Here is a 22,628-nt window from a genome sequence, read left to right as displayed (position 1 = left end):
TACTGATCTCCTGCCGTCACAGCTGGCCGACATCGGTGACCCGGACGACCGCACGGCCCTCCGCGTCGGAGGCGGTGAGGTCGACCTGGGCGCTGATACCCCAGTCGTGGTCGCCGTTCGGGTCGTCGAAGATCTGCCGGACCCGCCACAGTCCGTTGTCCGGCTCCTCGTCGATCAGCAGCAGCTTGGGACCGCGGGCGTTGGGACCGGTGCCGAGTTCCTCGTACTCGTCCCAGTACTTGTCCATCGCCTCGCCCCAGGCGTCGGCGTCCCAGCCGGCCTCGGCGTCCAGCTCGCCCAGCGCCTCCACCTGGTCCAGAGCGGCCAGTTCGACACGGCGGAACAAGGCGTTGCGGACCAGGACGCGGAAGGCGCGCGCGTTGGCGGTGACCGGCTTGACCTGGTCGGCCTTCTCCTGGGCCTCCTCGGCGGTCATCTCCGCGGGGTTGGCCAGTTGCTCCCACTCGTCCAGCAGACTGGAGTCGACCTGACGCACCATCTCGCCCAGCCAGGCGATCAGATCCTGGAGATCCTCGGACTTCAGATCGTCCGGGACGGTGTGGTCCAGGGCCTTGAAGGCGCTGGCCAGGTACCGCAGCACGATGCCCTCGGTCCGGGCCAGCTCGTAGTGGGACACCAACTCGGTGAAGGACATCGCCCGTTCGTACATGTCCCGCACCACGGACTTCGGCGACAGCGGATGGTCACCGACCCACGGGTGGCTCTTGCGGTAGGTGTCGTAGGCGTGGAAGAGCAGTTCCTCCAGCGGCTTCGGGTACGTGATGTCCTGGAGGCGTTCCATGCGCTCCTCGTACTCGACGCCGTCCGCCTTCATCAGGGCGACCGCCTCACCGCGCGCCTTGTTCTGCTGTGCGGCGAGGATCTGGCGAGGATCGTCCAGCGTGGACTCCACCACGGACACCATGTCGAGCGCGTAGGACGGCGACTCGGGGTCCAGCAGCTCGAACGCGGCCAGCGCGAAGGTGGACAACGGCTGGTTCAGCGCGAAGTCCTGCTGCAGATCCACGGTGAGCCGGACGATCCGCCCCTCGGCATCCGGTGTGTCCAGCTTCTCGATGATGCCGCCGTCCAGCAGGGATCGGTAGATGGCGATCGCCCGTCGGATGTGCCGCAGCTGCTGCTTGCGCGGCTCGTGGTTGTCCTCGAGGAGGTGACGCATCGCCGCGAAGGCGTTCCCCGGCCGTGCGATCACCGACAGCAGCATGGTGTGCGTCACCCGGAAACGGGAGGTCAGCGGCTCGGGCTCGGAACCGATGAGCTTCTCGAAGGTCTGCTCCGACCAGGCGACGAACCCCTCCGGCGCCTTCTTGCGGACGACCTTGCGGCGCTTCTTCGGGTCGTCGCCTGCCTTGGCCAGCGCCTTCTCGTTCTCGACGACGTGCTCGGGGGCCTGCGCGACGACGAACCCCTCGGTGTCGAAGCCGGCCCGTCCGGCCCGGCCCGCGATCTGGTGGAACTCGCGGGCCCGCAGCGTGCGCACCCGGGTCCCGTCGTACTTGGTCAGGGCGGTGAACAGCACGGTGCGGATCGGGACGTTGACCCCCACGCCCAGCGTGTCCGTACCGCAGATGACCTTCAGCAGACCGGCCTGCGCGAGCTTCTCCACCAGCCTCCGGTACTTGGGCAGCATGCCGGCGTGGTGTACACCGATGCCGTGCCGGACGTAGCGGGAGAGGTTGCGGCCGAACTTGGTGGTGAAGCGGAAGCTGCCGATCAGGTCGGCGATCCTGTCCTTCTCCTCGCGCGTGCACATGTTGATGCTCATCAGCGCCTGTGCCCGCTCCACCGCCTGGGCCTGCGTGAAGTGCACGATGTAGACCGGAGCCTGCCGGGCCGCCAGCAGCTCCGTGAGCGTCTCGGTGAGCGGCGTGTAGCGGTACTCGTAGGACAGCGGGACCGGCCGGGTCGCCGAGCGGACCACCGACGTGGGGCGACCGGTGCGGCGGGCGAGGTCCTTCTCGAAGAAGGAGACATCGCCGAGCGTCGCCGACATCAGCACGAACTGCGCCTGAGGCAGTTCCAGCAGCGGAATCTGCCACGCCCAGCCGCGGTCCTGCTCCGCGTAGAAGTGGAACTCGTCCATGACGACCTGGCCGACATCGGCGTTCCTGCCATCACGCAGCGCGATCGACGCCAGCACCTCGGCGGTGCAGCAGATGACCGGGGCATCGGCATTCACGGACGCGTCGCCGGTCAGCATGCCGACGTTCTCCGTGCCGAAGATCTTGCACAGCTCGAAGAACTTCTCCGACACCAGCGCCTTGATCGGTGCCGTGTAGAAGGTGACCTCGTCCCGAGCCAGCGCGGCGAAGTGGGCAGCGGCCGCGATCATGCTCTTGCCCGAGCCGGTCGGGGTCGAGACGATCACGTTCGCCCCGGAGACCACCTCGATCAACGCCTCCTCCTGATGGGGATAGAGCGTGAGACCACGTTCCCCCGCCCACGACTCGAAGGCTTCGTACAGGGCGTCGGGGTCGGCGGTCGGCGGCAGCTGATCGATGAGGGTCACGCCCCCATCTTGCCTGCCGCCGGGCCCTGCGCGGGAATCGGATTCGGGTATGAAGATCGCGAACGCTACGCTGTGTCGCCGAAGGGGCGTCAACGCACCTGGCCAACTGGACAGCGGCACAAGCGGATGGGACGGGCAACGGGGATGATGGGACCAGCACACTCACTGTCGGGTGCCGCGGCATGGCTCGGTGTAGGTGCGGCGACGGCCGCCGCCGGGAAACCGATGCCCTGGCCGGTGCTTCTGGTCGGCGCTCTGATCTGTGCCGGCGCTGCCCTCGCCCCGGACCTGGACCACAAGGCGGCGACGATATCGCGGGCCTTCGGCCCCGTGTCCAAGAGACTGTGCGAGATCGTCGACAAGCTGTCGTACGCCGTCTACAAGGCCACCAGGAAACCGGGCGACCCGCGCCGTTCCGGCGGTCACCGCACCCTCACCCACACCTGGCTGTGGGCGGTCCTGATCGGTGGGGGCGCTTCCGTTCTGGCGATCACGGGCGGCCGGTGGGCGGTGCTGGCCATTCTCTTCGTCCACATGGTGCTGGCCATCGAGGGCCTGCTGTGGCGGGCTACGCGGGGTGCCAGCAGCGACGTACTGGTGTGGCTGCTCGCCGCGACCAGCGCGTGGATCCTCGCAGGCATCCTGGACGAGCCGGGCAACGGCGCCGCCTGGCTGTTCACGGAGCCCGGCCAGGAGTACCTGTGGCTGGGGCTGCCGATCGTCCTGGGCGCGCTGGTGCACGACATCGGGGACGCCCTGACCGTCTCGGGCTGCCCGATCCTGTGGCCCATACCGGTGGGACGCAAGCGCTGGTACCCCATAGGTCCGCCCAAGGCGATGCGGTTCCGGGCGGGCAGCTGGGTGGAGCTCAAGGTACTGATGCCGGCGTTCATGGTGCTCGGCGGAGTGGGCTGCGTGGTGGCGCTCAACGTGATCTGAGGCGCGGACGACCGGTGGTCGTCGCCGGCGGCTCAACCGGAGCTTTCACCGCCGTAGCGGCGCTGGAAGCGGGCGACACGTCCTTCCGTGTCCACGGTCCGTGCGGTGCCCGTGTAGAAGGGGTGACTCTCCGAGGAGATCTCCACCTCCACGACCGGGTAGGTCTCGCCGTCGTCCCACTCGATCGTCTGCTCGCTGGTCGCGGTGGACCGGGTCAGGAAGGCGTATCCGGCGGCCCGGTCGCGGAAGACGACGGGGTGGTAGTCGGGGTGCTTGTCCTGCTGCATGGACGCTCCTCGTACGACGTGGGCGATGTGCGCGGCGCGCGATGTGATCGATCCGGATGGCCTGGACGTCCCGGACGACCGGGAGGGTCCGGACGACGGCATGGGTGGCCTGCGCCGTTCGGACGGCCGGGGCGGCCGTGAAAAGGCGGGGTCAGCCGGGCAGGGTGTCCTCGTCGACGACATGCATGGCAGCCTCCTCGGCCGAGGCCGCCGCCCCGTCGATGCCGACGTCCGTGGCGACCAGGGCGGTCTCCTCGTCCTCGTGTGCCCCTTCGTCGGGGGCCACGAGCCGGCCGGAGCGCGCGGCACCGACCTCGTTGTCCAGGAGCTCGCCGTCGGTGCCCTCGCTGTCGCCGAGGTCGTCACCGTCGGCGACGGCGAGATCGGGCCGCTCCTCGGCGAGCCGCTGGTCCAGGGTCTCGCCCGCCCTGCGCTCCGCCGCCGTCACACCACGGTGCTCCACGGCCCACGGCCGCTCGGGAGGGGACCAGCCCCGGTCGAGGGGATCGTCGACGCCGTCGTTCTCGAGAGTGTCCTCGGCGTCGAGCAGTCCGGCGTCGTCCTGGACCTCGGATCCATCGGGCTGGTAGACATCGTCTCCCCAACCGCCGGCTCTGTTCACGGGGACCTCCAGGGGGTGGGGACGGGCCCGTTCCCGCCGTGGCCCGTTCCGGGCCGTGCCTGCACGGGGCACTGGTCATCACCCGCACCCCGGTTCTCCGGAGCCCCGGGCGCCCCCCCGAGCCGGTGCCTGACTCCACCCTTCCACCCAGGTTCGGCTCCGCGCAACGGCACGGTCCGTCACCGGCGGCGGCCGGTGACGGACCGTGCGCACGGCGAATCCGCCCTCGGACGCGCCTCACCCCGCGGCCGGGGACCCGCCGAACGAGCCCGGCCGCACAGCCCGCCGGGCCGTCCCCTGCGCGCTCCCCCTACCCTCACCTGGGCTCTCATCCGCACCCTCACCTGGGCCCTCACCCGTGCCAGGAGCGCCACAGTGCCGCATACGCGCCGCCCGCAGCGACCAACTCGTCATGGCTGCCCAGCTCGCTGATGCGGCCGTCCTCGACGACAGCGATGACGTCCGCGTCGTGGGCGGTGTGCAGGCGGTGGGCGATGGCGACGACGGTGCGGCCGTCGAGAACACGGGCCAGCGAGCGTTCCAGGTGCCGGGCCGCGCGGGGGTCCAGCAGCGAGGTCGCCTCGTCCAGCACCAGCGTGTGCGGGTTGGCCAGCACCAGCCGGGCCAGCGCGATCTGCTGCGCCTGGGCCGGAGTGAGCGCCAGCCCGCCCGAGCCGATCTCACTGTCGAGGCCGTCGTCGAGCGCACGCGCCCAGCCGTCCGCGTCGACCGCGCCGAGCGCCGCCCACAGCTCGGCGTCCTCGGCATCCGTCCGGGCGAGCCGCAGGTTGTCGCGCAGGGAACCCACGAAGACGTGGTGCTCCTGGTTGACCAGGGCCACATGGGTACGGACGTGTTCCGCGGTCATCCGGGACAGTTCGGCGCTGCCCAGGGTCACCGTGCCGTCCCGGGGCGCGTAGATCCCGGCGAGCAGCCGCCCCAGGGTGGACTTGCCCGCGCCGGAGGGGCCGACCAGCGCCAGCCTGGTGCCGGGCGCGACCTCCAGCGACACCTTGCGCAGCACGTCGACGCCCTCGTGGTAGCCGAAGTGCACCCGCTCGGCGCGCACATGGCGTCCGTCGGGGGTCAGCGCGGCGTCACCGGCGTCGGGCTCGATGTCCCGGACCCCGACCAGCCGGGCCAGCGACACCTGGGCCACCTGCAATTCGTCGTACCAGCGCAGGATCAGCCCCACCGGGTCGACGAGCATCTGTGCCAGCAGCGCACCGGTCGTCAGCTGGCCGACACCGATCCAGCCCTGCAGGACGAAGACACCACCGATCATCAGCACCGAGCCGAGCACGGTCACATGGGTGATGCTGACGACGGGGAAGAGCACCGACCGCAGCCACAGCGTGTAGCGCTCCCAGGCCGTCCATTCCTTGACCCGCTGGTCCGACAACGCCACCCGGCGCTCGCTGAGCCGGTGCGCCTCGATGGTCCGTCCCGCGTCCACGGTCTCGGCGAGTACCGCGGCCACGGCGGCGTACCCGGCGGCCTCGGAACGGTACGCGGCCGGCGCCCGCCGGAAGTACCAGCGGCAGCCGGCCACGAGCAGCGGAACGGCGACCAGTACGGCCGGCGCCAGTTCGGGTGCCGTGACGACCAGGCCGCCCAGCAGCAGCACCACCCACACCACACCGATGGCGAGCTGGGGCACGGCCTCACGCATCGCGTTGCCGAGCCGGTCGATGTCGGTCGTGATCCGGGACAGCAGATCACCTGTCCCGGCCCGCTCCAGCACACCGGGCGGCAGCCCGACCGACCGCACCAGGAAGTCCTCGCGCAGATCGGCCAGCATCCGCTCGCCGAGCATCGCCCCGCGCAGCCGCACCTGCCGCACGAACACCGCTTGAAGGATCAGCGCCACCACGAACAGTGCGGCGGTGAGCCCCAGGTGGAGCTCCCGCGCGCGGTCCGGGACCCGCTCCACCAGGCCGCCCAGCAGATACGGGCCGACCATCGAGGAGAGCACCGCGACGGTGTTCACCGTGATCAGGAGCACGAAGGCCCTGCGGTGCCTGCGGAGCAGCTCGCCCACATAGGCACGGACGGTTGCGGGCGCGCCCACGGGCAGGGTGCCGGCCGTGGTCGGGGCCGCCGGGTCGTAGGCCGGTGGCGCCACGCCGATCATGCTGTCTCCTCGATCTCTACGAGCTTGTCCAGGTCGGTCAGGTCGTCCGTCCCGACCCCTGCTTCGGTCTTCGCCTCGGCCTCCGTCTCGCGGGTCACCACGGCCCGGTACCGGGGCTCGGTACGCACCAGCTCGTGGTGGCCGCCGACCGCCACGACCGTCTCGTCGTGCAGGAAGACCACCTGGTCCGCCCGGTCCAGCAGCAGCGGCGACGAGGTGAACACGACGGTCGTCCGTCCCGACCGCAGTTCCCGTACGCCCTCGGCGATACGGGCCTCGGTGTGCGAGTCGACGGCGGAGGTCGGCTCGTCCAGGACGAGGACCTCCGGGTCGGTGACCAGCGACCGGGCCAGCGAGAGTCGCTGCCGCTGGCCACCGGAAAGGGATCGTCCACGCTCGGTGAGCTGCGCGTCCATCGGGTCCGCGGCGTCGAGCGAACCCTGCACCAGCGCCGCCAGTACGTCCCCGCACTGCGCGGCGTCCAGCGCCTCGCGCGCTTCGACGGCCCCGGACGCGGGTACGTCGAGCAGTTCGCGCAGTGTGCCCGACAGCAGTACCGGATCCTTGTCCTGGACGAGGACGGAGCCGCGGGCGGAGTCCAGTGGCAGCTCGTCGAGCGGCACGCCGCCGAGCAGCACCGAGCCGTTCCGCGTGGCATGCGTGGTGTGCGCCGCGTGCCCGCCGAGCCGTTCGGCCAGGCGTCCCGCCATGTCCGGATCCCCGCACACCACGGCGGTGAGCCGGCCCGCCGGGGCGAGCAGACCGGTCGCCGGATCGTACAGGTCTCCGGTGGGCCTCTCGGGCCTCTCGGAACCGGGCGTCCCGGCGGCGTCCACGGCCCGTTCCAGCGACAGCACACGCGCCGCACGCTTGGCCGACGGCCGGGAGAAGGAGTAGGCCATCGCGATCTCTTCGAAGTGGCGCAGAGGATACGCGAGCAGCATCACCGAGCTGTAGACGGTGACCAGTTCACCCACGGCGATCCGCCCCTGACGGGCCAGATGAACGCCGTAGCAGACCACGGTGATCAGCAGGATTCCCGGCAGCAGTACCTGGATCGCGGCGATCAGGGACCACATCCGGGCACTGCGCACGGCAGCGTGGCGGACTTCCTGGGACGCGCGACGGTAGCGGTCGAGGAACAGCTCCTCGCCGCCGATGCCGCGCAGTACACGCAGTCCGGCGACGGTGTCCGAGGCGAGTTCCGTGGCCCGTCCGGCCTTCTCCCGCTGGACGTCGGCCCGCCGAGTGGCGTGGGGCAGCAGCGGCAGGACCGCGAGCGCCAGCAGGGGCAGGCCCACGACGACGACCACACCGAGCGCGGGCTGGTAGACGAGCAGGCCGACGCAGACCAGCACGATGGTGACCACGGCCGCGGTGAACCGGGACAGTGCCTCGACGAACCAGCCGATCTTCTCGACGTCACCGGTGGAGACGGCTATGACCTCGCCGGCCGCGACGCGCCGGGTCAGCGTGGAACCCAGCGTCGCGGTCCTGCGGGCCAGCAGCTGCTGGACACGGGCGGCCGCGGTGATCCAGTTGGTGACGGCGGCCCGGTGCAGGAAGGTGTCGCCGACCGCGTTGCCCACGCAGGCCAGCGCCATGAGCCCGCCGGCCAGGGCGAGCCGGGTGCCGGAACGGTCGACGGCGGCCTGGACGCCGATGCCCACACAGAACGGGAGCGAGGCGACGGAGGCGAAGTGCAGCAGTCCCCAGGCGAGGGATTTGAGCTGGCCCGGAAGCTGATTCAGGAAGAGCCACCGCAGGAATCGGGAGCCCGAGCGGGCGTCGGGCGCGCCCGGGTCGGGATACGGAAGGTCTTGTATCTGCATGACGTCCCAGTGGCTCGCAAAGGCGGGGCCGCGCGCCGTCCTCGGACGGCGGCGACAGCAAACCGTGACAGGTTGACGCCACTGCGTGCCGCAAAGCAAACGATTTTTCACGGCAGAGCCCAGAACCGGCTCGACGCACGGGACGGGAACCTCACGGCACACCGGACGACCCCGGCGGGCACACCGGCCGACGACGGCACGAGGCCCCGGCAGCGACTCCGGCGCGGTGTCTCAGCAGGACGCGTCGCGGTGCTGCGGGGCGGCGGCCGTCCCGTCGATCAGCGTGTTCAGCAGCTCGCCGAGAACCTCGCGCTGCTCGTCCGCCAGCGGAGCCAGGATCTCCTCCGCGGCGGCCCTGCGTGCGGCGTGCAGCTCCCGCAGGGCCGCGTGTCCGTCGTCGGTGAGCTCGATCCGGATCACCCGCCGATTGGCCGGATCGGGCACCCGCCGCACCTTGCCGCTCGCCTCCAGCCCGTCGACCAGCGTCGTCACGGCTCGCGGTACCACCTCCAGCCGCTCCGCCAGGTCGGCCATGCGGGGCGGCGAGGCGTAGTGGGCGAGAGTGCGCAGCAACCGGGACTGGGCAGGGGTGATGCCCAGTTCGCGCCGCACCAGATGGCGCTTCTGAATGCGATGCACCCGGCGGGTCAGCCGAAGCAGCTGCTCGGCCAGCAGGCCGTCGGGGTCGGGAGTGGTCATGTGCGGAACAATATCAGGACGACGCTCATTGTGAGTATAGGTAACAATGAGCTAGGCTCCGCTGGCCCGGCAATCCGCGGCAATCCCGCGGCATCCCCACGGCGGTCCCGGGCTCCCGCGCCCCGCTTCCCGCTCCCGAGCCCTCGAAGGAGACCATGCACCCCGACCATGAACCCGCCTGGAGCGCACCCGCGGGCGCCGAGGAGCAGCCCCGGCAGGTGCGCCGCATCCTGAGACTGTTCCGCCCCTACCGGGGCCGCCTCGCGATCGTCGGCCTGCTCGTCGGAGCGGCGTCGCTCGTCTCGGTCGCCACCCCGTTCCTGCTCAAGGCGATCCTCGATGTCGCGATCCCCGAGCGCCGCACCGGACTGCTCAGCCTGCTGGCCCTCGGCATGATCCTCAGCGCCGTCCTCACCAGCGTCTTCGGCGTGCTCCAGACGCTGATCTCCACGACCGTCGGCCAGCGCGTCATGCACGATCTGCGCACCGCCGTCTACGACCGGCTCCAGCGCATGTCGCTCGCTTTCTTCACGCGCACCCGCACCGGCGAGGTCCAGTCCCGCATCGCCAACGACATCGGCGGCATGCAGGCCACCGTGACCTCCACGGCGACCTCCCTGGTCTCCAACCTCACCAGCGTCGTCGCCACCGTCGTCGCGATGCTCGTCCTCGACTGGCGGCTGACCGTTGTCTCGCTGGTCCTGCTGCCGGCCTTCGTGTGGATCAGCCGTCGTGTCGGCAACGAACGCAAGAAGATCACCACCCAGCGTCAGAAGCAGATGGCCTCGATGGCCGCCACGGTCACCGAGTCGTTGTCGGTCAGCGGCATCCTGCTCGGCCGCACCATGGGCCGCTCCGACTCCCTGACCAGCGCCTTCGCCGACGAGTCCGAACGTCTGGTGGACCTGGAGGTGCGGTCGAGCATGGCCGGCCGCTGGCGCATGGCCGTCATCACGATCGTCATGGCCGCCATGCCCGCCGTCATCTACTGGACCGCGGGCATCGCTCTGCGGACGGGCGGACCCGGGGTCTCCATCGGGACGGTCGTCGCCTTCGTCTCGCTCCAGCAGGGCCTGTTCCGGCCGGCCGTGAGCCTGCTGTCGACCGGGGTGCAGATTCAGGCCTCGCTCGCGCTGTTCCAGCGCATCTTCGAGTATCTCGACCTCCCCGTCGACATCACCGAGCGCGCGGACCCGGTCCGCCTCGACCGGGTCGACGGCGAGGTCCGGTTCGAGAACGTCACCTTCGGCTACGACGGCAAGGGAGGCCCCGTCCTCGACGGCATCGACATCACCGTCCCCGCCGGCACCAGTCTCGCGGTGGTCGGTTCGACCGGCGCCGGCAAGTCCACACTGGGTCACCTCGTGCCACGGCTGTACGACATCACCGGGGGCCGGGTCACCCTCGACGGGGTCGATGTGCGCGACCTCGACTTCGACACCCTGGCGCGCGCGGTCGGCGTCGTCTCCCAGGAGACGTACCTCTTCCATGCCTCCGTAGCCGACAACCTGCGGTTCGCGAAGCCCGACGCCACGGACGAGGAACTCCACGCGGCGGCACGGGCGGCACAGATCCACGACCACATCGCCGCCCTGCCCGACGGGTACGACACCGTCGTGGGGGAGCGCGGCCACCGCTTCTCCGGCGGTGAGAAGCAGCGCCTGGCGATCGCCCGGACCATTCTGCGCGATCCGCCGGTGCTCGTTCTCGACGAGGCCACCAGCGCGCTCGACACCCGTACCGAGGCCGCCGTCCAGCAGGCCATCGACGCGCTGTCCGCCGACCGCACCACGCTCACCATCGCCCACCGGCTCTCCACCGTCCGCGGTGCCGACCAGATCGTGGTGCTCGACGCGGGACGCGCGGTCGAACGCGGCACGCACGAGGAACTCCTGGAGCGGGACGGGAGGTACGCGGCCCTGGTTCGCAGGGATGCCCAACTGGAGCCGACAAGATGAAAATATGCCGGGTTTGTGACGATGTGCGGGTTACCGTGCCCGCATGCAGACGAACAATCCGTCACGGAGCATGATCCGACTGACGCGCCGGGGGCGGCTCGCCCTCATCGCGACCGGGGCCGTCGTGGCCGGTACCGCCGTGGCGGTGCCCCTGCTCATCCTGGGCGACGACGGCGACTCCCGCCCCACGACCCTGGTGATCCCGGAGGGCCGACGGGCGAGCCAGGTGTACGCGGCCGTCGACAAGGCCCTCGAACTGCCCGCGGGGAGTACGAAGAAGTCCCTCGCGAAGGCCGACCTCAAGCTGCCGGGCGACGCAGACGGGAACCCGGAGGGCTACCTCTTCCCGGCGACGTATCCGTTGAAGGAGAAGGTGACGCCGGAGCAGTTGCTGGCGCTGATGGTCGAGACGGCCAACAAGAAGTTCAACGGAGCACCGATCGCCGCCGGTGCACAGCGCAACGCGATGAACGTCTATCAGGCCGTCACCATCGCGAGCATCGTCCAGGCCGAGGCGTCCACCAAGGCCGACATGGGCAAGGTCGCCCGGGTGATCTTCAACCGCCTGGAGCGCGGGATGCCGCTGCAGATGGACTCGACGGTCGACTACGCCCTGGGCCGTTCGGCGCCCGGCGTCAAGGAAGAGGGCATCGAGGTCAACAGCCCCTACAACTCCTATGCGCGGATGGGGCTGCCGCCCACCCCGATCGACAACCCCGGCGAGGAAGCGATGCGCGCGGCGATCACCCCGACGCCGGGCGACTGGCTGTACTTCATCACGGTCAAGCCGGGTGACACCCGCTTCACCGCCGACTACAACGAACACCAGAGCGACGTCGCCGAGTTCAACACGTGGCAGGAGAAGGAGAAGCAGGAGCGGAAGGAGAAGCAGGCGGAGCCGGGGGAGAAGTGAGGCGGCCCGTACCAGCCGTCGGCATCAGACCGTGACGCGCTCCTCCGCCAGCAGACGCCTGATGTCCCGTACGGCCGCGCGTCCGGCACGGTTGGCGCCGACGGTGCTGGCCGAGGGGCCGTAGCCGACGAGGTGGACGCGGGGGTCGGCGACCGCCCGGGTGCCCTCGACGCGGAGGCCGCCACCGGGTTCCCGCAGCCGCAGCGGAGTGAGATGGCCGATGGCCGGGCGGAATCCGGTGGCCCACAGGATGGCGTCGGCCGCCACCTGCCGCCCGCCCTTCCACTCCACCCCCTCCGGCGTGATCCGGTCGAACATCGGCTGCCGGTCCAGTACGCCGTCGGCGATGCCCCGGCGGATCGCGTCGTTCAGCAGCAGTCCCGTCACCGAGACGACACTGCGCGGCGGCAGCCCCTGCCGCACCCGCTCCTCGACCAGCGCCACGGCCGCCCGTCCCGCCTCCTCGTCGAAGGGGCCCTCGCGGAAGACCGGGGGTCGCCGGGTCACCCAGGTGGTGTCCGCCGCGTACGGGGCGATCTCCAGCAGATGCTGCGTGGCCGAGGCGCCTCCCCCCACCACGACGACCCGCTGTCCGGCGAACGCCTCGGGACCGGGGTACTGCGCGGTGTGCAACTGCCGTCCCCGGAAGGTCTCCTGCCCCTCGTAGCGTGGCCAGAACGGCCGGTCCCAGGTGCCGGTGGCGTTGATCAGCGTCCGCGTCGACCAGGTGCCCGCCGAAGTCTCCACGAGCAGCCGCCCGCCGGCGCCCTCCCGTACCGTCCGCACCTTCACCGGTCGCCGTACCCGCAGGCCGAACGTCCGCTCGTAACGGTCGAAGTACTCGGTGATGACCTCGGAGGACGGCCGCGCCGGATCGGCGTCCGTGAGTTCCATGCCGGGCAGCGAGTGCATCCCGTGCACCCTGTCGTACGTGAGCGAGGGCCAGCGGTACCGCCAGGCCCCGCCGGGGCCCGGGTTGTGGTCGAGCACCACGAAGTCGCGCTCCGGCTCGAAACCGGTGCGCCGCAGGTGATAGGCGCTGGACAGACCTGCCTGTCCGGCGCCTATGACGACTGCCTGAACCTCGGCCGCCTCGGCCTCACTGATGTAGTTCACATTTCTACTAACGTTGCCAGGGGTGGAGATCTTCCCCGAGCCGTTACCGCCACCCGGGGACTTCCTTCCTCGAAGACCCCCGGCACATGGGCCAGGATGGAAGCTATGCCAGATGCCTTCAACACCCGGGTCCTGAGCGTCGCCACCGGCTCCGCGGAACGGATCGTCGACCTCACCCGTGACTGTGAGTCCTTCCTGCGGGAGGTGGCGGCCGGCCGCGACGGACTGCTCAACGTCTTCGTGCCGCACGCCACCGCAGGCATCGCCGTCATCGAGACAGGCGCCGGCAGCGACGACGACCTCCTGACGGCCCTGCACACCCTGCTGCCGGCCGACGACCGATGGCAGCACCGCCACGGCAGCCCCGGCCACGGCCGCGACCACGTCCTGCCCGCCCTCGTCCCGCCGCACGCCACCCTGCCTGTACTGGGCGGCCAACTGGACCTGGGCACCTGGCAGTCCGTGTGCCTGGTCGACACCAACCGCGACAACCCCGACCGCCGGGTCCGGCTGAGCTTCCTCGGAGGCCGGTAGACCGAAAGGCCGGAAGGCCGGTGAGCGGCCGCCTCATCGCACGAGGCTGTCCGCCGCCCCCGTGGGGAACTCCTCGACGCCGAGCACCCGGAGCAGCCCCAGCCGCTCGCGGGCCTCGGCGTCCGCCGGGGTGAACACGAGCAGTAGCCGACCCTGGTCCGGAGTGACCATGGTCTCGCAGTTCAAGGGGTGCACCGTCGCCCAGCCGGCCATCGCCTGGGTGGCCGCACAGGGTGAGGACATCGTGCCGCTGGTCGGCGCACGCACCCGCGAGAGGCTGGCCGAGGCGCTGCCCGCGATGGAGCTGGACCTCACCGCGGACGACCTCGCGGAGATCGAGAAGGCGGTGCCCCTGGGCTCGGCACGCGGCGACCGCTACCCGGCCGCGTTCATGCCGGGCCTCGGCGTGGGTAACTGAGCGCGGCTCTCCGGCGGGCCCCGACCGAAGCGGGTTTTGCCGGAGAGCGCGGAGAGTGCGCAGATTTGGAGCATCCGGAGGGTTCGGAGGTCCGAAGCGTCCGGAGAGGAGGCGGGACGGACGGCTTCAGGAGGAAGCGGCGCCGCCCGATTCCACGAACCGGGCGAGACGGGTCAGCGCCCAGCGGGCCCCCGCCTCGTTGTCCGCGGCGGGCACGGCGTCGGGGACACCCTCGTGGACCACCAGGACGACGGTGCCGCCGCCGTCGGTGTCCGTGAGCGTGGTCGTCATGGTCATCGTGCCGCGCAGCGCCGGGTCCTCGGCCTCGAACTCGAGCACCTCCACCACCACCTCGTCCGGCACGAGCCGCGCGAAGCTGCCGTGGTAAGTGTCGGTGCGCGCGGCCGACTTGCCGGCCGCGTCCGGTGCGTCGTACGTGAGCGACACCCGGAACCTGCCGCCCTCGCGCGCCTCGAACTCGTGCACCTCGCCCCGCATGCCCCGCATGCCCGGCGGCACCCGCCACCGCGCGATCGCGTCCGCGCTCACCAGCGCCCGGTAGACGGCCGGCCGGGGAGCGTTCACCTGACCGGAGACCCGCGTCGTGTACATGGTCCTGTCGTGCCGTCGCCCTGTCGTGCCGTCGATGGATCACCGCTCGCCACGGACGACGGTGACCGGGCAGTCGGCGTGGTACAACAGCGCCTGGCTCACCGAACCCAGCAGCATCCCGGTGAATCCGCCGTGTCCCCGTGCCCCCGCCACCAGCAGCTGGGCCTCCTTGGCGGCCTCCAGCAGCGCGTGCCGCACCCGGGACCGCTCCAGGAGCGGTTCCACGGACACCTCCGGATGAGCGGCCCGCCATGGAGCCAGGGTCTCCTCCAGCCGGCGCCGGTGCTTCTCGCGGAGCTGGTCCAGGTCGACCACCATGTTCAGCGGGTTGGCGGGGCCCTCGTACGGTGTCGGCTCGCTCCAGGTGTTCCACACGTGCAGCGCGATCAGCGGGGCCTTCCGCAGCGCCGCCTCGGCGAAGGCGAACCCGGCCGCCGCGGCCCCGGCGGGCGAACCGTCCACGGCGAGGAGTACGGGCCCCTGCGGATCGGGGCGTCCCCGCACCGCCATGACCGGGCAGAAACCGTGGGCGGCAAGCTGCACGACCGTCGAGCCCAGCAGCAGGTCCCCGAACCCGCCGCGGCCCCGCCCGCCGACCACCGCCAGTACCGCGTGGCGCGACTCGCTCCGCAGCACCGTCAGGGTGTCCCCGGACGCCACGGTCCTGGACACCTCCCGGCCCGGCGCCACGTCTGCGGCCCGCTGTTCTGCCTGTGCCAGGACGCCGTGGATCATCGGGTCCAGGTCGGACGGGCGGCTGAAGGCGTGCACGATCCGTAGCTGTGCGCCGCGCAGCCGCGCCTCACGGGCCGCGACGTCCACAGCGGCGAGACTGGACGGTGATCCGTCCACTCCGACCATCACCGCGTCATTCACCGTCCACTCCCGTCCCGGCCGGGCACTCCCCGTGGCGGATGCGTCCCGTGCGGGTGCGTCCCGGCCCTGCCCTGCCCGCGTGTACCGAAGTACCCGCGAGCAGGGCACCGTACCGGCCCGGAAGCTCCGAAGGGGGAGCGGGCTACGCGCCCCCGTCCTTCTCCCCGCCGCTGCCGCGGACGACCGCCACCGGGCAGTGGGCGTGGTGCAGCATCGCCTGGCTGACCGAGCCGAGCAGCAGTCCTGAGAACCCGCCCCGCCCCCGGGCCCCGACCACCAGCAACTGCGCCGTACGGCTCGCCTCGATGAGTGCTTCGCGCGTGCCGCCGTGCACGACCTCGTGCCGCACCTTCACACCGGGGTGCCGCTCCTGCTGCCCGGCCAGTGCCTCGGCCAGCAGACGCTCCTCGCCCGCCCTCCGCTCGTCGGGCCCGCTCGTGTAGGGAGCCTTCTCGTCCTGCGGCGGGGGTGCCGGCGCGTTCCAGGTGGTCCAGGAGTGCAGCGCGACCAGTTCGGCCCCGCGCAGCGACGCCTCGGCGAAGGCGAAGTCGATCGCCTTCGCGCCCGCCGGGGAACCGTCGACCCCGACCAGCACAGGCCCGTCCGAGGCGCCCGTCTCCCGCACGACCAGCACCGGGCACCGCCCGTGGCTCGCCAGGTGCACCGCCGTCGATCCCACCAGAAGCCCGACGAAACCTCCCATGCCACGGGACCCGACGACGACGAGTTCCGCATTGAGGGACTGCGCCTCCAGCACGGTCAGCGGTTCCCCCGTCACCACGGCGTGCGAGACCTCCACGTCCGGCGCCACGGACTTGGCGTGCTCCACCGCCTCGGCCACCAGCTTCTCGACCATGGTCCGCAGACCGCCCTCGGGTGGTCCCAGCGGTGAGGGGCCCAGCGGCACATGCATGGCGGGCCAGAGGAACGCATGCACCACCCGCAGCCCGGCCTCGCGACGCCTGGCCTCCTCGGCCGCGGCCCCCACCGCGGCGAGGCCCGATGCCGATCCGTCGACTCCCACTACGACCAGACCACTCATTACGCCTCCTGAATCGGTACGTCATAAGAATCGTCCCACGGGCACGCCTTGCCGCCATGGGGCCCATGGGCCACACCCCACGGCCGGCCGGACCAGAAGGTTTCCGGAGCTGCCGGTTCCAGCCCCGCGCACGGCACGTCACCGCGCACGGCATGGCAGCACTCCAGGACCCCCGGGGGGATGGTCGGTGGCCGTCACAACTGTTGTCCATCCGTGGCGTTACCCAATATCTCGGCGAGATCGCGGGATGACACGATGTCTCCACGGGGGCTGGCCATCAGCGCGATGAGGGTCCCCACCCATGTACGGATGACCAGAAGAAAACCGGGAAGGGGACGGGCTGTGCCTGCTCCACGGATGAGCACCACGCCACTGCCGGGCATCGGTGTGAAATACGATCTCACCACGCGTGAGCACCAGCACCTGTCCGTGATCGCGCACCGGGACGGCGCACGCACGGTCAATGTCTACCGTTCCGACGACCCGGACGCCTGCGCCCAGTCGCTGCGGCTGAACGTCGCCGAATCGGCCGCCCTGATCGACGCGCTGACGCCCGCTCACCACAGCCCGAACCTGCTGCACACGACCGACCTGGGCCTGGTCGCCGAGCGCATCGAACTGTCCGCCGCCTCGCACTGGAACGGCAGGGTGCTGGGCGAGACCAGGATCCGCACCGACACCGGAGCCTCGATCGTGGCCGTACTGCGCAGGGCCGAGGCGATCCCGTCCCCGACGCCCGACTTCCGCCTGGCGGGCGGGGACACACTCATCGTCATCGGCACCCGGGAGGGCATCGAGACCGCCGCCGAGATCCTCGGGCGGGAATGAGCATATGCACTCTTCCGCAATTTTCCTGATCGAGTTCGGCGCGATCATTCTCGGGCTCGGTCTGCTGGGCCGCCTCGCCGGGCGTCTGCAGTTCTCCCCCATCCCGCTCTACCTGCTGGCGGGTCTGGCCTTCGGCGAGGGCGGGCTGCTGCCGCTCGGCGCGAGCGAGGAGTTCGTCGCGATCGGCGCCGAGATCGGCGTGATCCTGCTGCTGCTCATGCTCGGCCTGGAGTACACGGCCAGCGACCTGGTCTCCAACCTCAAGTCCCAGTACCCGGCCGGCCTGGTCGACATGCTGCTGAACGCCGTGCCCGGCGCGATCCTGGCCCTGCTGCTCGGCTGGGGCCCGGTCGCCGCCGTGGCGCTCGCCGGTGTCACCTGGATCTCCTCCTCCGGCGTCATCGCCAAGGTCCTCAGCGACCTCGGACGGCTCGGCAACCGGGAGACCCCGGTGATCCTCAGCATCTTGGTTCTGGAGGACCTGGCGATGGCGGTCTACCTGCCGATCGTCACCGCCCTGCTGGCCGGCGTCGGCCTCGCCGCGGGAAGCGTCACGCTGGCCATCGCGCTCGGTGTCGCCGGACTCGTCCTGTTCGTCGCCGTCCGCTACGGGCGGGTCATCTCACGCTTCGTCTCCAGCGACGACGCGGAGAAACTGCTGCTGGTGGTCCTCGGTCTGACCCTGCTCGTCGCCGGTCTCGCCCAGCAGTTGCAGGTGTCGGCCGCGGTGGGAGCGTTCCTGGTCGGCATCGCCCTGTCCGGGGAGGCCGCCGAGGGCGCGCACAACCTGCTGGCACCGCTGCGCGACCTGTTCGCCGCGGTGTTCTTCGTCTTCTTCGGACTGCACACCGACCCGCAGTCCATCCCGCCGGTGATCCTGCCCGCCTTCGTGCTGGCCGTCGTCACCGCGCTGACGAAGATAGCCACCGGCTGGTGGGCCGCCCGACGGGCCGGAATCTCCGGGAAGGGCCGCTGGCGCGCGGGCGGCACGCTGGTCGCCCGCGGCGAGTTCTCCATCGTCATCGCCGGGCTTGCGGTCACCGCCGGCATCGAGCCCCAGCTCGGTCCGCTGGCCACCTCGTACGTCCTGATCCTGGTCATCCTGGGCCCGCTCACCGCCCGCTACACCGAGCCCATCGCCCTCCGCCTGACCAGGAAGAAGGCCCCCGCGGACGGCATTCCCGCCCCCGCCGAGGCCACACCCGCCCCCGCTTCCGCCATGGCCCCCGCCCTGGAGACGCTGGAGCCGGTGGAGGGCGGAAGGACCGAACGGCCATAGCGCCGGGCCAACCCCCCTTTGCCGCCCGGATCCCGTGCTCCCAGCCCTGACCGGGGCCGTGGAGCACGGGACTTCCACTGAGTCCCTAGGCGTCCAGCCGGACCGGCATCAGCAGGGAGAACGTGTCCTCGTCGTCCGGCCGGCGGATCGCGACGGGCGCCGTGGGAGCGCCGAACTCCAGGACCAGCCGGTCACGGGCCCCGGCGTCGAGGGCGTCCAGCAGGAACGCACGGTTGACCGCGACACGGCCGCCGTCCCCGTTCACGCCGCCGTCCCCGTTCACCCGGCCGTCTCCGTCCGTACCGTCCTCGCAGACATGCACCGTGCCGTCGGCGCCGGCCTCGATCACACTGACGTCGAAGACCGCCCCGTCCTCCTCGCGCACCTCGCCCGTACGGACGGGCCCCTCCCGCACCGCCTCCCGGAAGGCGGCCACGTCGACCACGGCGCGGCGCCCGGCGGGGAGGTGGACCAGACGGAGATAGTCCGGGAAGTCGTGATCGAGGGACTGACCGGCCACCTGGCGACCGCCCCCGGTCTCCAGTGTTACCCGGTCACCGTCCACGGCGAGCCGTACGGGCTCGGGGCCGCCGGCCAGTGCCCGCATCGCGTCGACGAGTGGCAGCGGCACCACGACCTGCACGCGCGGCCCGCCGTGCCCGGTGACCGGGACCCGCGCGACAGCCAGCCGGTACCGGTCGGTGGCCACGAGGCGCAACGCGTCGCCCTCGAGGTCGAAGAGGACCCCGGCGAGCAGCGGCAGCTCGGGGTCGGTACCGGCCGCGAAGCGGACCGCGTCCAACGCGGCGGCCAGCTCGGGCGAGGCAAGGGCGGGCCGGGCCGTGGCGGTACGGAGCGGGGTCATGGATTTCTCCCTGTCGTCGAGTAGGGCTCGGAGCGTGGAGAACTCACCGCGGGCATCGGACAGCCCTCGTTCCAGGCGGCGCAGGTGCGCCTCAAGGAGCTGCTGTACGAGATCGGTGTCCGCGCCGACCCAGCCGGCCAGCACCAGCCGGATGTCGGCCAGGGGCATCCCGGCCCGCCGCAGCCGCGCCAGCAGCCGGGCCTCGTCCAGTTGTCCGGGGGCGTACCAGCGGTAGCCGCTCACCGGATCGACCCAGGCGGGTACGAGCACACCGGCACGGTCGTAGAACCGCAGGGCGCTCACGCTCAGGCCGCTGCCTTGGGCCATCTCACCAATGCTGCGCATCTCGCTCTCCACACCCGAGACCCTGATGCCTCGACAAGGTCGAGGGTCAACCCGGACCCGGGGCCCTGCTTCCGCCGCCTCCGCCGGCTGCGCCCGGTCGCGACCGCGACGACATCGTCAGGGAGTCGGGCCATTGGCGGCGAGCCGATGGTTTGCACAGCAGGAGATTCGGATCACTTGGCCGTGAGCGCCACGAACGCCGTCCACTCTCCCCGGCCGACCCGCAGCACCGGACCACTGCCCACAGTCTTCGAGTCCCGCACATATATGGCGTCCACGCCAGCAGCGACCTCCACGCAGTCGCCGCCCCCCGACCCGCTGTAGCTGCTCTTCAACCAGCGGAGTCCGTTCACGTCCTCGGGTACCTGCTCCACGCTCATGTCTCTCCCACCAGCCGTTCGATCAGCCGCGCAGACTCGGCGCCGTGGAGCGGGGCAGTCGGCGCTCGGAGGACGGTGAGTCGGGCCAGGACTGCTTCGCGACCGTCGACACGGACTGGCTGCTCATGTGCGAGATGTCCCGCCCGCGCGGGATCCGGACCTCGTTTCCGCCGGGGGACGCCGAGGCGGCTCGGCAATGCCTCTTCGCCGCCGTCCGGAGGGCGGGGTGCGAGGTGGTCCGGATCAGCGCATCCGACGGCGTGCCGCTGCCGGCCTGGGGCTCGGTCGCCGATGAGGACGTGTAGCCGTCGGACGTCACCCGGGTTGCTCCCCACGGCCCATGTCGCGCCCCAGGCCGCCCAAGCGGTCCACCGCATGCGGCACGGTGCTCCGCGGTGAACCACGGAGCGGCGGCATGCTCTGCCGCCGACCTACCGGCTTCCCACCGTGGGCATGGGGAACCGGTGGCGGGCGGGTGTCACCATCAGCACTCCCGGAACGGGAAACCGGCACAATACGCGGTGTGAACGGACGTGTAGCAGACCTGGCCGACTCCCTCGGCACGTGCGAGACCCCGACCCTCGAGTTCAAGCGGACAGCCAAGCGGGACGGGAAGCGTGGGGACGCCATCGGTAACGCGGTGTGCGCCATGGCCAACGACCTCGCCGGCAAGGGTGGCGGAGACATCCTCATCGGAGTGGCGGACGACGGCAGCCCCATCGACGATGTGGACGTCAGTGACCGGACCCTGCTGGCGCTGACCGACCTGCGGGACGACGGACGGATCCTGGATCGCCCGTCCTTCACCGTGCAGGCCGCCGTCTACCGGGGAAAGCCCGTGGTCCACATTCATGTGGAGGCGTCGGCCGCGCTGCCCGTGCGTTTCGAGGGCGTGGTCTGGGTCCGTCCGGGCCCCACCACGCGCAAGGCGACTCGCGAGGACGAGCGCGTTCTCACTGAACGGCGCAGAGCCGGTGACGGTCCCTTCGACTCCCGGCCCGTGCCGCGCGCGACGCTTGACGACATGGACCTCGACCTGTTCCGGCAGGCCTACCTGCCGTCCATGGTGGGACCCGAGGTCATCGAGGAGAACGGGCGCTCCGTGGAGGTGCAGCTCTCCTCGCTGCACCTCACGAGCCCCGAAGGCCGGCCGACAGCTCTAGGGGCTCAGTAACCTCGGTCCCACGCTGCGTGACTGGCGCAGGGACTGGCAGCAGTTGGTCCTGCCCCGGGTGCCTGACGGTTTTTCCGCGCCACGCGCTGAGATGCGGCCACTGGGCTATGTGATCATGCAACCCGAAATGCGCCTTGACCGGCCGGTCAAGGCGTACGAGCGGTGGCTGGAGCGCATCCCCTGGGTCTACTCCGCCGCCGTGCTGGGTGAAAGTCCCCAGGGCCCTGGGGACGACCGCCACAGGATCGCCACCATGCGCGACTACCGCAGCCTCATGCCTCTCGCCCACGACGCACGGAAGCCCATGTTCGACCTGAAGACGGCCGACGGCGCGCTCGGCAGTACGCAGAAGTACGTGCAGACCTGCTATCGGGAGTTCCGCGGGCTCGCGGAAGGAGTGCTGGCCCGGACGGAGGAGTTCGTCACGGAGTGACCGACCGGAATCCGCGTGAACCCCGGCCGGCGTGAGGCCGGTGGTGGCGACCGGCGCATTCACGATCCTCGGGCCGAACCGTCCCGAGGCATTCACCAGCCCCCTGACTCCGGCGCCTCCGCCCCCGCCGGAGTCAGGACGGCGAGGGTGCCGGTGGCCGTGCGGAGGGCCTGTTCGAGGGTGGCGGGGGAGTGCAGGGTGCCGGTGCCGTCCGGGGGGACGAGCCATTCCAGGCGGCCGGTGGGCCGGTACGGCGGGGGCACCGCCACCCAGGAGCCCCGGCCGACGTGCCGTACGCCGAACCCGATCCACTCGCTGGCCGGGTCGGGCGGCAGGAAGAAGCCGACGCGGCGGGCCGTGACGTCCACCAGGGTGGGGCCGGGCACCTTCAGCGGGTCGTTCCACAGGAGGTCCAGGGCGAGCAGCCCGAGCCGGTCGGGCACGCTGAGCACGTCCCAGTAGCGCCCTGCCGCCAGCAGGGCCGTCCCCGTGCCGTGGTCCCACTGCCGTTTGCACTCACGGGGATCCCGGGCCGCGGCGGCCAGCCATTCGACGGCCTGTTTCCATCTGACGCTCTGCATGTCCCACCCCGGGCACGGTCGGCCGCGCCGCTGCGGGCGCGTACTGGATCCGGGCCGACGGCCTCACGGGCGTGCGCGCCGGCCCGGCGTGCAGCCATGGTGATAGATATTTCTATGCGCCGGAAGGGTGCTGCAGGTGTGCGTTCCCTCGGTTCCGCGTCATGAGGCGTTCCACCCGAACGAGAACACCCCCGACAGGAAAGCTTGTTCGGGGGTGTTCGACGCCAGGGG

22 protein-coding genes and 2 pseudogenes are annotated in these 22,628 nt (G+C 71.1%); 10 read left to right on the top strand and 14 right to left on the bottom strand.

The window, feature by feature from the left end; all coding sequences use genetic code 11:
• Positions 1-16: 16 nt before the first annotated feature.
• A complete protein-coding gene (locus ACFPZI_RS17195) occupies positions 17-2,530 on the bottom strand; it encodes a DEAD/DEAH box helicase (protein ID WP_381363925.1) in 2,514 nt (837 codons plus the stop codon).
• A gap of 144 nt (positions 2,531-2,674) precedes the next feature.
• Here ACFPZI_RS17195 and ACFPZI_RS17190 point away from each other — a divergent pair, with 144 nt between their 5' ends.
• Positions 2,675-3,469, top strand: coding sequence for a metal-dependent hydrolase (locus ACFPZI_RS17190; RefSeq protein ID WP_381363923.1), 795 nt, complete (start codon positions 2,675-2,677; stop codon positions 3,467-3,469).
• A 32-nt stretch (positions 3,470-3,501) separates the two neighbouring features.
• Here ACFPZI_RS17190 and ACFPZI_RS17185 read toward each other — a convergent pair whose 3' ends face one another.
• The 5 genes from ACFPZI_RS17185 to ACFPZI_RS17165 form a co-directional block, all read right to left on the bottom strand.
• Positions 3,502-3,756, bottom strand: a complete 255-nt coding sequence (locus ACFPZI_RS17185) for a type B 50S ribosomal protein L31 (RefSeq protein WP_381363921.1) — start codon at positions 3,754-3,756, stop codon at positions 3,502-3,504.
• A 151-nt stretch (positions 3,757-3,907) separates the two neighbouring features.
• Positions 3,908-4,378, bottom strand: a complete 471-nt coding sequence (locus ACFPZI_RS17180) for a DUF5709 domain-containing protein (protein ID WP_381363919.1) — start codon at positions 4,376-4,378, stop codon at positions 3,908-3,910.
• A gap of 352 nt (positions 4,379-4,730) precedes the next feature.
• Positions 4,731-6,512 (bottom strand): ABC transporter ATP-binding protein, encoded by a 1,782-nt coding sequence (locus ACFPZI_RS17175; protein WP_381363917.1) that lies wholly within the window; start codon positions 6,510-6,512, stop codon positions 4,731-4,733.
• Positions 6,509-8,344, bottom strand: a complete 1,836-nt coding sequence (locus tag ACFPZI_RS17170) for an ABC transporter transmembrane domain-containing protein (protein ID WP_381363916.1) — start codon at positions 8,342-8,344, stop codon at positions 6,509-6,511. Before ACFPZI_RS17170 ends, ACFPZI_RS17175 begins: the two co-directional genes overlap by 4 nt.
• Positions 8,345-8,575: 231 nt before the next feature.
• Complete coding sequence (locus tag ACFPZI_RS17165; RefSeq protein WP_381363915.1) at positions 8,576-9,043, bottom strand: MarR family winged helix-turn-helix transcriptional regulator; 468 nt, start codon at positions 9,041-9,043, stop codon at positions 8,576-8,578.
• 155 nt (positions 9,044-9,198) lie between these two features.
• Between ACFPZI_RS17165 and ACFPZI_RS17160 the strand changes: the two genes are divergently transcribed.
• Positions 9,199-11,001, top strand: coding sequence for an ABC transporter ATP-binding protein (locus tag ACFPZI_RS17160; protein ID WP_381363913.1), 1,803 nt, complete (start codon positions 9,199-9,201; stop codon positions 10,999-11,001).
• Between the two features lie 43 nt (positions 11,002-11,044).
• Positions 11,045-11,914 carry an endolytic transglycosylase MltG gene (gene mltG / locus ACFPZI_RS17155; protein WP_381363911.1) on the top strand — a complete coding sequence of 290 codons (870 nt, stop codon included), beginning with the start codon at positions 11,045-11,047 and terminating at the stop codon, positions 11,912-11,914.
• A gap of 24 nt (positions 11,915-11,938) precedes the next feature.
• Here mltG and ACFPZI_RS17150 read toward each other — a convergent pair whose 3' ends face one another.
• Entirely contained in the window at positions 11,939-13,030 is a 1,092-nt protein-coding gene (locus ACFPZI_RS17150; protein WP_381363909.1) for an NAD(P)-binding domain-containing protein, read from the bottom strand.
• Between the two features lie 105 nt (positions 13,031-13,135).
• Between ACFPZI_RS17150 and ACFPZI_RS17145 the strand changes: the two genes are divergently transcribed.
• On the top strand, positions 13,136-13,564 hold the full coding sequence (locus ACFPZI_RS17145) for a secondary thiamine-phosphate synthase enzyme YjbQ (protein ID WP_381363908.1): 429 nt from the start codon (positions 13,136-13,138) through the stop codon (positions 13,562-13,564).
• A gap of 33 nt (positions 13,565-13,597) precedes the next feature.
• On the opposite strand, the pseudogene ACFPZI_RS17140 reads toward ACFPZI_RS17145, so the two are convergent.
• A pseudogene (locus ACFPZI_RS17140) lies at positions 13,598-13,750 on the bottom strand (transcriptional regulator); the annotation flags it as partial.
• Between ACFPZI_RS17140 and ACFPZI_RS17135 the strand changes: the two are divergent.
• Positions 13,737-13,982, top strand: a pseudogene (locus ACFPZI_RS17135) (aldo/keto reductase); the annotation flags it as partial. The pseudogenes ACFPZI_RS17140 and ACFPZI_RS17135 overlap by 14 nt on opposite strands.
• 126 nt (positions 13,983-14,108) lie before the next feature.
• Here ACFPZI_RS17135 and ACFPZI_RS17130 read toward each other — a convergent pair.
• The 3 genes from ACFPZI_RS17130 to ACFPZI_RS17120 form a co-directional block, all read right to left on the bottom strand.
• Complete coding sequence (locus tag ACFPZI_RS17130; protein WP_381363907.1) at positions 14,109-14,594, bottom strand: SRPBCC domain-containing protein; 486 nt, start codon at positions 14,592-14,594, stop codon at positions 14,109-14,111.
• A 39-nt stretch (positions 14,595-14,633) separates the two neighbouring features.
• Positions 14,634-15,470 carry a universal stress protein gene (locus ACFPZI_RS17125; RefSeq protein WP_381363906.1) on the bottom strand — a complete coding sequence of 279 codons (837 nt, stop codon included), beginning with the start codon at positions 15,468-15,470 and terminating at the stop codon, positions 14,634-14,636.
• 142 nt (positions 15,471-15,612) lie between these two features.
• Entirely contained in the window at positions 15,613-16,512 is a 900-nt protein-coding gene (locus ACFPZI_RS17120; protein WP_381363904.1) for a universal stress protein, read from the bottom strand.
• Positions 16,513-16,869: 357 nt separating this feature from the next.
• Here ACFPZI_RS17120 and ACFPZI_RS17115 point away from each other — a divergent pair, with 357 nt between their 5' ends.
• Together ACFPZI_RS17115 and ACFPZI_RS17110 are read left to right on the top strand one after the other, a co-directional pair.
• Positions 16,870-17,340, top strand: coding sequence for a cation:proton antiporter regulatory subunit (locus tag ACFPZI_RS17115; protein ID WP_381363902.1), 471 nt, complete (start codon positions 16,870-16,872; stop codon positions 17,338-17,340).
• Between the two features lie 4 nt (positions 17,341-17,344).
• The gene (locus tag ACFPZI_RS17110) at positions 17,345-18,619 is read left to right on the top strand and encodes a cation:proton antiporter (protein ID WP_381363900.1); all 1,275 of its coding nucleotides are present in this window, start codon (positions 17,345-17,347) and stop codon (positions 18,617-18,619) included.
• Between the two features lie 85 nt (positions 18,620-18,704).
• Here the strand turns inward: ACFPZI_RS17110 and ACFPZI_RS17105 are convergent, their stop codons facing one another.
• Both ACFPZI_RS17105 and ACFPZI_RS17100 read right to left on the bottom strand, forming a co-directional pair.
• Positions 18,705-19,829 carry a DNA polymerase III subunit beta family protein gene (locus ACFPZI_RS17105; RefSeq protein WP_381363898.1) on the bottom strand — a complete coding sequence of 375 codons (1,125 nt, stop codon included), beginning with the start codon at positions 19,827-19,829 and terminating at the stop codon, positions 18,705-18,707.
• Positions 19,830-20,002: 173 nt separating this feature from the next.
• Positions 20,003-20,209: a DUF397 domain-containing protein gene (locus ACFPZI_RS17100; RefSeq protein ID WP_381363896.1), complete on the bottom strand. Its 207-nt coding sequence runs from the start codon at positions 20,207-20,209 to the stop codon at positions 20,003-20,005.
• Positions 20,210-20,253: 44 nt separating this feature from the next.
• Between ACFPZI_RS17100 and ACFPZI_RS17095 the strand changes: the two genes are divergently transcribed.
• The 3 genes from ACFPZI_RS17095 to ACFPZI_RS17085 all read left to right on the top strand — a co-directional run bounded on the left by ACFPZI_RS17095 (position 20,254) and on the right by ACFPZI_RS17085 (position 21,816).
• Positions 20,254-20,514 carry a hypothetical protein gene (locus ACFPZI_RS17095; protein WP_381363895.1) on the top strand — a complete coding sequence of 87 codons (261 nt, stop codon included), beginning with the start codon at positions 20,254-20,256 and terminating at the stop codon, positions 20,512-20,514.
• A 218-nt stretch (positions 20,515-20,732) separates the two neighbouring features.
• Entirely contained in the window at positions 20,733-21,383 is a 651-nt protein-coding gene (locus ACFPZI_RS17090) for an AlbA family DNA-binding domain-containing protein (protein WP_381363893.1), read from the top strand.
• 127 nt (positions 21,384-21,510) lie between these two features.
• The gene (locus ACFPZI_RS17085) at positions 21,511-21,816 is read left to right on the top strand and encodes a hypothetical protein (RefSeq protein ID WP_381363891.1); all 306 of its coding nucleotides are present in this window, start codon (positions 21,511-21,513) and stop codon (positions 21,814-21,816) included.
• 92 nt (positions 21,817-21,908) lie between these two features.
• Here ACFPZI_RS17085 and ACFPZI_RS17080 read toward each other — a convergent pair whose 3' ends face one another.
• Positions 21,909-22,397, bottom strand: a complete 489-nt coding sequence (locus tag ACFPZI_RS17080; protein ID WP_381363890.1) for a hypothetical protein — start codon at positions 22,395-22,397, stop codon at positions 21,909-21,911.
• Positions 22,398-22,628: the final 231 nt, after the last annotated feature.

Source organism: Streptomyces chlorus (assembly GCF_042655885.1).
Classification (GTDB): Bacteria; Actinomycetota; Actinomycetes; order Streptomycetales; family Streptomycetaceae; genus Streptomyces; species Streptomyces chlorus.
The sequence above is the reverse complement of the archived record's forward strand: the minus strand, read 5'-3'. Positions and strand labels throughout refer to the sequence as shown.

Coding starts and splice junctions, on each gene's coding strand:
- ACFPZI_RS17190 (WP_381363923.1), top strand. CDS start 2,675: ATGATGGGACCAGCACACTCACTGTCGGGTGCCGCGGCATGGCTCGGT.
- ACFPZI_RS17185 (WP_381363921.1), bottom strand. CDS start 3,756: ATGCAGCAGGACAAGCACCCCGACTACCACCCCGTCGTCTTCCGCGAC.
- ACFPZI_RS17175 (WP_381363917.1), bottom strand. CDS start 6,512: ATGATCGGCGTGGCGCCACCGGCCTACGACCCGGCGGCCCCGACCACG.
- ACFPZI_RS17170 (WP_381363916.1), bottom strand. CDS start 8,344: ATGCAGATACAAGACCTTCCGTATCCCGACCCGGGCGCGCCCGACGCC.
- ACFPZI_RS17165 (WP_381363915.1), bottom strand. CDS start 9,043: ATGACCACTCCCGACCCCGACGGCCTGCTGGCCGAGCAGCTGCTTCGG.
- ACFPZI_RS17160 (WP_381363913.1), top strand. CDS start 9,199: ATGCACCCCGACCATGAACCCGCCTGGAGCGCACCCGCGGGCGCCGAG.
- mltG (WP_381363911.1), top strand. CDS start 11,045: ATGCAGACGAACAATCCGTCACGGAGCATGATCCGACTGACGCGCCGG.
- ACFPZI_RS17145 (WP_381363908.1), top strand. CDS start 13,136: ATGCCAGATGCCTTCAACACCCGGGTCCTGAGCGTCGCCACCGGCTCC.
- ACFPZI_RS17130 (WP_381363907.1), bottom strand. CDS start 14,594: ATGTACACGACGCGGGTCTCCGGTCAGGTGAACGCTCCCCGGCCGGCC.
- ACFPZI_RS17120 (WP_381363904.1), bottom strand. CDS start 16,512: ATGAGTGGTCTGGTCGTAGTGGGAGTCGACGGATCGGCATCGGGCCTC.
- ACFPZI_RS17115 (WP_381363902.1), top strand. CDS start 16,870: ATGAGCACCACGCCACTGCCGGGCATCGGTGTGAAATACGATCTCACC.
- ACFPZI_RS17110 (WP_381363900.1), top strand. CDS start 17,345: ATGCACTCTTCCGCAATTTTCCTGATCGAGTTCGGCGCGATCATTCTC.
- ACFPZI_RS17105 (WP_381363898.1), bottom strand. CDS start 19,829: ATGCGCAGCATTGGTGAGATGGCCCAAGGCAGCGGCCTGAGCGTGAGC.
- ACFPZI_RS17100 (WP_381363896.1), bottom strand. CDS start 20,209: ATGAGCGTGGAGCAGGTACCCGAGGACGTGAACGGACTCCGCTGGTTG.
- ACFPZI_RS17085 (WP_381363891.1), top strand. CDS start 21,511: ATGCGCCTTGACCGGCCGGTCAAGGCGTACGAGCGGTGGCTGGAGCGC.
- ACFPZI_RS17080 (WP_381363890.1), bottom strand. CDS start 22,397: ATGCAGAGCGTCAGATGGAAACAGGCCGTCGAATGGCTGGCCGCCGCG.